This window comes from Hydrogenophaga sp. (assembly GCF_041633695.1).
GTDB lineage: Bacteria > Pseudomonadota > Gammaproteobacteria > Burkholderiales > Burkholderiaceae_C > Hydrogenophaga.
The window spans coordinates 1-10,340 of sequence record NZ_JBFJMY010000136.1; the positions used below are offsets into that span (position 1 = coordinate 1).

7 protein-coding genes are annotated in these 10,340 nt (G+C 63.3%); 5 read left to right on the forward strand and 2 right to left on the reverse strand.

The features are described 5' to 3' along the window. Positions 1-116 precede the first annotated feature (116 nt). The 3 genes from lpdA (at position 117) to serA (ending at position 6,676) form a co-directional block, all read left to right on the forward strand. The gene (lpdA, locus tag ABYB95_RS10390; protein WP_372658424.1) at positions 117-1,964 is read left to right on the forward strand and encodes a dihydrolipoyl dehydrogenase; all 1,848 of its coding nucleotides are present in this window, start codon (positions 117-119) and stop codon (positions 1,962-1,964) included. Positions 1,965-2,227: 263 nt separating this feature from the next. Further along, entirely contained in the window at positions 2,228-5,269 is a 3,042-nt protein-coding gene (locus tag ABYB95_RS10395) for a transglycosylase domain-containing protein (protein ID WP_372658425.1), read from the forward strand. Positions 5,270-5,446: 177 nt separating this feature from the next. Then, the gene (serA, locus tag ABYB95_RS10400; protein ID WP_372658426.1) at positions 5,447-6,676 is read left to right on the forward strand and encodes a phosphoglycerate dehydrogenase; all 1,230 of its coding nucleotides are present in this window, start codon (positions 5,447-5,449) and stop codon (positions 6,674-6,676) included. Between the two features lie 275 nt (positions 6,677-6,951). On the opposite strand, the gene ABYB95_RS10405 is transcribed toward serA, so the two are convergent. Then, positions 6,952-7,332, reverse strand: a complete 381-nt coding sequence (locus ABYB95_RS10405; protein ID WP_372658427.1) for a hypothetical protein — start codon at positions 7,330-7,332, stop codon at positions 6,952-6,954. An 838-nt stretch (positions 7,333-8,170) separates the two neighbouring features. Further along, positions 8,171-8,731, reverse strand: a complete 561-nt coding sequence (locus ABYB95_RS10410) for a C40 family peptidase (RefSeq protein WP_372658428.1) — start codon at positions 8,729-8,731, stop codon at positions 8,171-8,173. Positions 8,732-9,016: 285 nt separating this feature from the next. On the opposite strand from ABYB95_RS10410, the gene ABYB95_RS10415 reads away from it, so the two are divergent. Continuing rightward, entirely contained in the window at positions 9,017-9,820 is an 804-nt protein-coding gene (locus tag ABYB95_RS10415; protein ID WP_372658429.1) for a TetR/AcrR family transcriptional regulator, read from the forward strand. A 101-nt stretch (positions 9,821-9,921) separates the two neighbouring features. Then, positions 9,922-10,340 (forward strand): isochorismatase family protein (locus tag ABYB95_RS10420; protein WP_372658430.1); only part of this gene is annotated, 419 nt, incomplete at its 3' end.

The window sequence follows — 10,340 nt, forward strand, 5'->3', positions numbered from 1 at the left end:
CCGCTTCAACGCCTACCTGGGCCAGATCCTCGGCGACTTCCGTCGTGTACTGCTCTAATTTTTGGGGCCCAAGCGAAGCGCAGCTTTGCTCGGACCCTAACTGAAATGGAAAAATGATGGCACTCATGGATATCAAAGTTCCCGACATTGGCGACTTCGACGAAGTCGCGGTGATCGAATTGCTGGTCAAACCCGGTGACAGCGTCACGGCCGAACAAAGCCTGATCACGGTCGAGAGCGACAAGGCTTCGATGGAAATCCCCTCGTCGCACGCCGGCGTGGTGAAAGACATCAAGGTGCAGCTGGGCGACAAGGTCAAGCAAGGCAGCGTGGTGCTGACGCTGGAAGCGGCAGGCGAAGACGCCGCAGCGACAGCCGCCCCAGCCCCCGCAGCCACACCCGCTGCGGCCCCAGTGGCTGCGCCAGCAGCTACCCCAACCGCTCCCGTGGTGGCGCCCACGGCCGCCAGCTACGCCGGCAGCGCCGACCTCGAATGCGACCTGCTGGTGTTGGGTGCAGGACCGGGCGGCTACAGCGCGGCCTTCCGAGCCGCCGACCTCGGCCTCAAGGTCGTGCTGGTGGAGCGCTACGCCCAGCTCGGTGGCGTCTGCCTCAACGTGGGCTGCATTCCCAGCAAGGCCTTGCTGCACGTCGCTGCGGTCATGGACGAAGTCAGCCACATGGCCGATCTCGGCGTGGAGTTTGGCCGTCCGGTGGTCAACATCGACAAGCTGCGCGGCCACAAGGACAAGGTGATCACCAAACTCACCGGTGGCCTGGCCGCCATGGCCAAGATGCGCAAGGTCACCACCGTGCGCGGCTACGGCGCCTTCGTCGGCCCCAACCACGTCGAGGTGGAAGAAACCTCGGGCGAGGCCCAAGAAAAGACCGGCAGCAAGAAGACCATTGCCTTCAAGAACTGCATCATCGCCGCCGGTAGCCAAGCCGTGCGCCTGCCCTTCATGCCCGACGATCCGCGCGTGGTCGACTCCACCGGCGCCCTGGCGCTGAAAGAAGTGCCCAAGCGCATGCTGATCCTGGGCGGCGGCATCATCGGCCTGGAAATGGGCACCGTCTACAGCACCCTGGGCGCGCGCCTGGACGTGGTGGAAATGCTGGACGGCCTGATGCAGGGCGCCGACCGCGACCTGGTCAAGATCTGGCAGAAGATGAACGCCAAGCGCTTCGACAACATCATGCTCAAGACCAAGACGGTGGGGGCGAAAGCCACGCCCGAAGGCATCGAGGTGAGCTTCGAGAGCGCCGAACCGGGTGGCAAAGCGCCCGAGCCACAGGTCTACGACCTGGTGCTGCAAGCCGTGGGCCGCACACCCAACGGCAAGAAGATCGCCGCCGACAAAGCCGGTGTGGCCGTGACCGACCGCGGCTTCATCAACGTCGACATCCAGATGCGCACCAACGTGCCCCACATCTTCGCCATCGGCGACATCGTGGGCCAGCCCATGCTGGCGCACAAGGCGGTGCACGAAGCGCATGTGGCGGCCGAGGTGATCGCCGGTGAACAGCAGGGCATCAAAGAACTGGCCGCAGCGGCCTTCAACGCCCGCGTGATCCCCAGCGTGGCCTATACCGACCCCGAAGTGGCTTGGGTCGGTCTCACCGAAGACCAGGCCAAGGCGCAAGGCATCAAGGTCAAGAAGGGCCTGTTCCCCTGGACCGCCTCTGGCCGCGCCATTGCCAACGGGCGCGATGAAGGCGTCACCAAGCTGTTGTTCGACGATTCACCCGAGGCCCACGGCCACGGCAAGATCCTGGGCGGCGGCATGGTCGGCACGCATGCGGGCGACATGATCGGTGAGATTGCGCTGGCCATCGAGATGGGTGCGGACGCGGTGGACATCGGCAAGACCATCCACCCGCACCCCACGCTGGGCGAGAGCATCGGCATGGCCGCCGAGGTGGCGCACGGGTCTTGTACCGATTTGCCACCAATCAAGAAGTAAATCCGCGCACCGACTTGCGCGCACTGAACAAGCCGCCGCCTCGCCAGAGTCGGCGGCTTTCTTATGGGGGAAGCAGCCCAGACAGCGGCGTCCGCTGCTTTGCTCAGTGAGCGATCCGTGGCGGGTCAGGCCGGCGCTTCCGTGGGCCAGAAACATTGCCATGGGCTTGCCTGGGGCCGGTCGTATTGCAGTGCACAATGAGAGCCTAGCGGTGGGGGGCAGTGTGTGCCGCCCCGTTCTACAAGCCATAGGCAGACGACAAGATGACAGGTTTTCGAGGGAAGTGGGCGCGGTTCCTGTTCTGGCTCAAGCTTGTGTGGTTTGTGCTGCTGGTTGTGGTGATCTCGGGGGCAGCCTGGTTCGCCGCGCAAGAGATGCGCACCTCGGCTTATCAGGCCCGCTTTTTTTCCCGGCTGGCCCACAAGGCTCAGTTCGAACTGGGCGATGGCCCCAGCCCCGCGATTCGGTTCCCCGGCAGCGCGCCGTTCGACGACCGCATGGGCTATGCGAAGTTGCCGCTGTTTCTGGATCGGCTGCAGCAGCGCGAGTTTGAGATCCGGCAGCAGGCCAGAATTTCACCCGGCATGGTGGATGTTCTGGACAAGGGCTATTTCGCACCCTACCGCGAGAAGCTGCAGGGTGGTCTGAGCATCCAGGACTGCCGGGGGGATTTGTTGTACCTGCGGCAGCAGCCAGCGCGTGTGATCGAGCGCTTTGAAGATCTGCCGCCGCCATGGGTGGCCAGCCTGTTGTTCATCGAAAACCGCGAGTTGCTGGACGCCAGCCAAGCCAGGCGCAACCCGGCGGTGGAGTGGGACCGCCTGGCCGTTGCGGTCTTCGGTGCGCTGCGCAATGCGGGTAGCGATGGTGGAAACACACCGGGTGGCAGCACCTTGGCCACACAAATCGAAAAGTACCGCCATTCGCCGCAGGGGCGCACTGGATCCATGGGCGACAAGCTGCAGCAAATGGCGTCGGCCAGCTTGCGCGCCTATCAAGCCGGCGAAGACACCACGCTGGCGCGTCAACAGGTGGTGGTGACCTACCTGAACACCATGCCCTTGTCGGCCAAGGCGGGCTTTGGCGAAGTGCATGGCATTGGGGACGGCTTGTGGGCCTGGTTCGGCCGCGACTTCGCCGAGGTCCAGCGCATCCTGGTCGAGAACCAGGGCGGTGCTGGTGACAGCCCGGCCGCAGCGCTGCTGTACAAGCAGGTCTTGAGCTTGCAGATCGCACAACGGAGGCCTTCGTTTTACCTGCTGGCGCCGATCGCCGAGCTGGAGGAGATCACCAACTTCCACCTGCGCTTGTTAGCAAAGGCCCAAGTGATCTCCCCGCAACTGCGGGACGCTGCGCTCGCCATACCGCTGACCCGCAGCACCGAACGGGTGGCATCGCCCGATGTCGCATTTGTGGCGCAAAAAGCGGCCAACGCGGTGCGCACCCATGTCTCGGGTTTGTTGGACAACAGCCTGTACGAACTGGACCGCCTGGATTTGCGCGTGGAGAGCAGCTTCGATGGCCAAGTTCAGAAAAATGTGACCCAGTTTCTGCGCGAGCTGCGCAACCCCGAGCAGGTCAAGGCCCTGGGCTTGAACCAAAAACATTTGCTTGGCCAAGGTGACCCGCAGGATGTGGTGTACAGCTTCAATCTGTATGAACGGGGCGAACACCGCAACCTGCTGCGTGTGCAGGCGGACAACTTTGATCAGCCCTTGAACGTCAACGACGGCAGCAAGCTCGATCTGGGGTCTACGGCCAAGTTGCGCACCTTGGTGACCTACCTGGACCTGATCGGTCGGCTGCACGGGCGCCTGTCTTTGATGGACGAGGCCGAGCTGCGCGAACAGAGCTTTGACGCCAAGGATGTGCTGTCGATATGGGCGGTGGCGTATTTGCTGCAGACCCCGGACAAATCCCTGCGCCCCATGCTGGACGCCGCCTTGGCCCGGCGCTATTCGGCCAGTCCGAACGAAGTGTTTTTCACCGGCGGTGGAGAGCACCGCTTTGGCAACTTCAACCGCGCCGACAACGACAGATCGCTCTCGGTGCAGGACGCCTTGCGCAGCTCCGTCAATCTGGTGTTCATCCGTTTGATGCGCGATATCGTGAACCACTACATGTTCCTGGTGCCCGGATCGTCGGCGCAAATATTGCGCGACGCGGGCGACCCCAGACGCGCGGCGTACCTGGAGCGCTTTGCCGACCGGGAGGGGCAGACTTTTATCCGGCGTTTCCTGACCAAGTACCAGGGCAAGAATCCGCAAGAACGGCAGGCGGCGTTGCTCGACGGTTTGCGCACCACCAGCTCGCGACTCGCGGCCATCCACCGGACCATTGCGCCAGACGCCTCGCTGGAGGCGTTCAAGGCCTTTGTGGCGGAGCATCTTCCCCAGGACAAGGACGCCAGCGATGAGCGTCTCGAACGGCTGTATGGGCAATACGCGCCCCAGCGCATGTCGCTGGCCGACCGTGGCTATCTGGCCGGCGTGCACCCCTTGGAGCTGTGGCTGGTGGGCTATTTGCAGACCCATCCGCAGGCGACGCAGACGCAGGTGATGGAAGCCAGTGCTGCGCAAAGGCAGGCTGTTTACCAGTGGTTGTTCTCGACGCACCACAAGAGCGCGCAGGACCGGCGGATTTTGACCTTGCTGGAGGGCGAAGGATTTCTGGAAGTCCACCGCCAGTGGGCCAGCATGGGTTACCCGTTTGCTGCGCTGGTGTCTTCTTACGCCACGGCGCTGGGCGCATCGGCCGATCGACCCGGAGCCCTGGCCGAACTGATGGGGATTTTGCAGAACGATGGTGTCCGCAGACTCAATAGCCGCATCTTGGGCCTGCATTTCGCCGCCGGCACGCCCTACGAAACCGTGTTGCAGCCGCGGCCGGTGACGGCCGAGCAGGTGCTGGCACCCGAGGTGGCCCAGGCGGTGCGCGCGGTGATGCTGGGGGTGGTGGAAGAGGGCACGGCGCGGCGCGTGCTCAACGCCTTCGTGCGTTCGGACGGCACACCCATTCCGGTCCGTGGCAAAACCGGCACCGGTGACCAGCGCTTCAACACCTATGGCGAGGGCGGTCGTTTGCTCAGCTCGCGGGTGGTGAACCGCACGGCCACCTTCGTGTTCGGCATCGGGGACCGCTTCTACGGCACGATCACCGCCTTCGTGCCGGGCGAAAAGGCCGCCAACTACGATTTCACCAGCGGCTTGCCGGTGCAACTGTTGAAGCAACTGGCACCCCAGCTGCTGCCTTTGCTGGATGCCGAACGCGAGGGGACTCCCGACGCCACGGCCTGTCGCGGCTGAGGTTCACCGGCGCGGGCCGGTCCGTGCGCTCATCGGGGCCTTGGTCCTTGGTGTTAGGGATGCCCGGTGTTCGCCAGGGCTGAACAAGGATAGGTGTCGGTGCGATCCTGGTGTTGTGCGAGACTGGTGCTGGCCCGACTTTGTCGGGCGCCGTTGAACCACTTGCGCACCCCACCTATGGCATACACCTCACTGGACAAAAGCAAAATCCGTTTCCTGTTGCTCGAAGGGGTGCATCCGTCTGCGCTCGGCGTCCTGCGCGCGGCGGGTTATGCGCAGATCGAGTCGGTTCCCGGCGCCTTGCCCGACGAGGTGCTGCTGCAAAAGATTGCAGACGCGCATTTTGTGGGCATACGCTCGCGTACCCAGCTAACCGCAGAGGTGCTGGCCCACGCAAACAAGCTGGTGGCCGTGGGCTGCTTTTGCATTGGCACCAACCAAGTCGATCTGAACGCTGCGCGGGACCGCGGCATTGCCGTGTTCAACGCGCCGTATTCCAACACCCGTTCCGTGGCCGAACTGGTGCTGGCCGAAGCCATTCTGCTGCTGCGTGGCATCCCCGAGAAGAATGCGGTGGCCCACCGGGGCGGCTGGCTCAAATCGGCCGAGGGCGCCTACGAGATCCGCGGCAAGACGCTGGGCATTGTGGGCTATGGCTCGATCGGCACGCAGCTGTCGGTGCTGGCCGAATCCTTGGGCATGCAGGTGGTGTTCCACGATGTGGTCAACAAGTTGCCGCTGGGCAATGCGCGCCAGGTGCAAGGTTTGCATGCGCTGTTGGCGCAAAGCGACATCGTGAGCCTGCACGTGCCCGAGCTGCCCTCGACGCAGTGGATGATGGGTGCAACCGAGATCGCCGCCATGAAGCCGGGCGCCATCTTGATCAACGCGGCACGCGGCACCGTGGTCGACCTCGAGGCCCTGGCCGAGGCCTTGAAGGCGCGCAAGCTGCTGGGCGCGGCCATTGATGTGTTTCCAGTCGAGCCGCGCAGCAACAAAGACGAGTTCCAGTCGCCGTTGCGCGGGCTTGACAACGTCATCCTGACCCCACACGTCGGCGGCTCCACCATGGAGGCCCAGGCCAATATCGGCCTGGAAGTGGCCGAAAAGCTGGTCAAGTACAGCGACAACGGCACCTCGACGTCGTCCGTGAATTTTCCCGAAGTGGCCCTGCCATCACACCCGGGCAAACACCGCTTGCTGCACATCCACCGCAACGTGCCCGGCGTGCTGTCGCACATCAACCGCATCCTGTCCGACAACCACATCAACATCGCAGCCCAGTACCTGCAGACCAACGAGGCGGTGGGCTATGTGGTGATCGACATGGACGCCGCTTCGTCCGATCTGGCGTTGGAGAAGTTGGCCCAGGTGCCGGGCACCATTCGCAGCCGCGTGCTTTTCTGAGAGCCATGGTCTGCAGGGCTCTGCCCATGACCGAAGAGGCGCGTGGAACCCGGCGACTGCCTGATTTTTAAGCGCCCCTCGGCAAGCCAGTGCCGGTGCGGCTTCGCGGGCTTGTCCCCGTACTTATCCACACGGTGCTGCACATTGCGCGGGCATAAGTGCAGCGGCGGCCTTGAGCATCTCGGGCCATTGACCAGCCTGCTGTCTCCAACAGGCTGGTGCCCCCCGCAGGGGTCTTTCGGAAGCGCGGGCTTGGTCGGTCCCGCCGCTGGTCTTCAGGGCTTGCTCTGGTTCGGCACTTGCCGCGTGCCCTGCCATTCGCCGGCGATGCGCCACTGCTTGTCTTCCAACACCAGCAGAAAGGTCTTGGGCTGGGCGGTTTCTTGGTAATTGCCCGAATCGTAATCTTGTAGAAAGCTCAGCTGGATCCGCTGCTCGCCCAGTGGTGTGACTTGCATGTCCTGGGTTTTCACGTCGATGAACTGGCGGGCAGCGAAATTTTTCCGCCGGCCCTCGGCCCAGTCGGCGCGCGCCTGCCCGTTGGCGGGGGCGAAATTGGGGCTGTAGTGGCTCAGGTAGGCGTCGGCGTCGCGGCTGGACCACGCCAGTCGCCAGGCTTCCACCAGTTTCAGTACTTGTTCCTCTGGCGTGGCCACTTCAGCGGGAGCTACCGGGGGTGCAACCGCTGGGGCGGCTGCGACCGGGGCAGGTTCGACGGTAGCAGGGGCCACCGGAGCCGCCGGAGCCACCTCAGGGGCCGGGGATGGGGCTGCTGTGGCTGCTACCTCTACCGGCGGCGTGTCTCCCAGGGTCCACCAGAGCGCGCCGGCAACCAAGGCGGTGAATGCCAAACCCAGTGCCACGGTCCGTGTCGAGGAGGAGGGTGCCACGACCCGGTCTGGCTCCGTTGTTGGCGTTGCATCCCAATCCGAGGCGGGTGCTGGCGTTGGCACTGGCGCTTGGGCAGTTGCCGCAGCGTCCGGGGCGGGATCGCCCATCGCACTGCGCAGTTGCTCCAACCGGCGGGCCAGCGCTTGCTGGCGGTTTTTCTCCGCCTCTGCGTTTTTGCTCTGTGCCGCCGGGTTCGAAGCGCCTATCGCTGAAGGTGCGCTCATCTGGCGATGCATTTCACGCTCGACCGCGCTCCCTATGCCCGTATTGTTGGATTTAGGCATCTCATCTTGCATCACATGAACCCTTTGGTTTTAAAGATGCGTATTGTTACAAAGTTTGGCGTGTTGCGCACCCCTGCATAGGGTGTTGTTCAATTTGGAACAGTCGGCCTGCGCATCCGCGCTGTGGGTGGTGCTTTGTGAGGAGCCATATCGCGTCCCCGTCGGGGCCTGGGCTTGTGGGATGGACTGGGTGGTCCGGTAACGACCGCTGCGGCTCGCGGTATCGCTCATCTCGGTGGCAACGTGCTGTTCAGGCCCGCTTCGCACACCGTGACGGCACCCGTGGGGGCGCCAGGAAACCGGGCTTGCGCCCACGCCACTACTGGGCGGCTGTGCCTTCTTGTGGAGCGGGCACGCGGCGCGCTCCGTTGAATCGGGTTTTCCAATATGCGATGCGCATATCTTCCAGGCGCACATGGGCGCCCGAACGCGGCGAATGGATGAATTTGCCATCACCGACGTAGATGCCGACATGGCTGAAGGCGCGGCGCATGGTGTTGAAGAACACCAGATCGCCAGGCTTGAGATCGCTGCTGTCGATCTCTTCGGTGGCGGCGGCTTGTTCGTCCGAGCGGCGGGGCAATATCTTGCCAAACGACTGTTCGTACACGGCTCGCACAAAACCGCTGCAATCGAAACCGGTTTCGGCGCTGTTGCCGCCGTACTTGTAGGGCACGCCCAGAAAACCCATCGCATCGAGCACCAGGGCCGACGCCTTGTCGCTCATGGTGTCGCGGGTCTGCTGGAGCTGCTTGGACAAGCGCGACATCAGGCCCTTTTCCTTGAGCAAGGCGTCCATGTCGTCGTAGCTGGCGTCTTGCGGCGCGGCGTGCGCAGCGACGGCGCAAACCAGAAGGACGGACGGGAGCCAAAATCTCATGCGCGAAGCCTAATGAGCTTGTTCCGTGAAGTCAAGTGAGAAAAGCGCCGAAGTGTATTGATTTTCTTGTTCTTTGTGACCTGCAAAGGATCTGTGGCTGCTTGGGGTCGATTTCGAATGGGGTGTTGCGCTTCGCGCTGGTGTTTATGCGGCGCCACCCACGCAGATGATCCATCTTATTTTAATCTACGGTCAAAAAATTTACTCAAGATTAAAAAATTAAACGTTGTTCATAAAAATGAAAAAAAGATAAAATATCCGGCATTGGTTGAATTTGTTGAAAAATTGCCCGCTTTCAATATGCACGTCCGTTTTGATGCCATTGCCGAACTGCCCTCCAAGGCACAGGTCGAGGAATTGCGCCTGCGCCAGGGGCGCCGAGAGAGCCGGCGCCTGCAAGGCGTGGAGCAGCGGCGTGCACGCTTGTTGACATTGGCGAGCGCGCTGTATCTGGAGCACGGTGCTGCGGGCTTCAATATGCGCGATCTGGCGCACCGTGCCGGCTACACCGTGGGGGCCTTGTACGGCTATTTCGACAGCAAAGACGCCATCTTCTTGGCTTTGCGCCAGGAGATGCTGCTGCAAATGGAGCAGGCGGTGTCGGGTGCCCGGCTGCCACGTGGCGTGCGGGCCAAATCCGTTGTGGATGCCGCCGGTGCGGCCGCTGTGCCCGGCACGGCCAGGCCGGGCAATTTGCTGGAAGCGCGGGCCCTGGCCTGGCTGGAGCATCTGCAGCGGCACCCCCAGTTGGTGCCGCTGTTGCTGGCTGCACCCGGCGCACAAGCTGCTGCGCTTATGCAAGAGGCGCAGCCAACCAGGGCGGACCTGTTCCCGGTGATCGCGCTGTGCGCAGAGGCGCTGGTAGAGCAGGGTTGCCCGCAGACCTGGGCCTGGCGGCTGTGCGAGGATGCCCTGGCGTTTGGTATCGGTTTGCTGGTGCTGCACCAAGACGACACCGGGGCGGACCAGCAGGCTGGCCGTTTTCTGGCCTTCTTGCGGCAAGGGGTGGATCGATGGCAAAGCGGGGGCCCAGATGGCGCGCCAGCGGTCGTGGAGCCGCCGCAGGTTGGTCAAACCGACTTGTTCTGACGCTTGTCGGCGCGGGTGGGCGTGTCGTTTGTCACAATCGGGTATCCGAATTCCCGTCCTGCGCGCCCGCGCAGGCGAACCGCGCAATCGAAAGGCCGATCATGTTGTTAGATGCCGATGACTGCCAGCTGGTGCTGGTGGATTTCCAGGAGGCCTTGATGCCGGCCATATGGGAGAGCGAGCTGGTGTTGGCCAACGCGCTGCGTCTGGCCGAAGCGGCCAAACGGTTTGGGGTGCCCATTTGTGGCACCGAACAAAACCCCGCCAAACTCGGACCCAATGCGCCCGCCTTGCGGGCGCTGTGCGAGCGGACGCTGTCGAAAATGCATTTCAGCGCCACGTCCGAAGGGCTGCTGGATTGGCTGCGTCCTGCGGCGCGTCCGGCGGCTGGCAACGCCCGCAGCCTGCCCAAACACCTGCAAAAACCCCAAGCCGCACAGGTGGCGGAGCGCCAGACCGTGGTCATTGCGGGCTGTGAAGCCCATGTGTGCTTGTTGCAGACCGCGCTGGAGCTGATGGA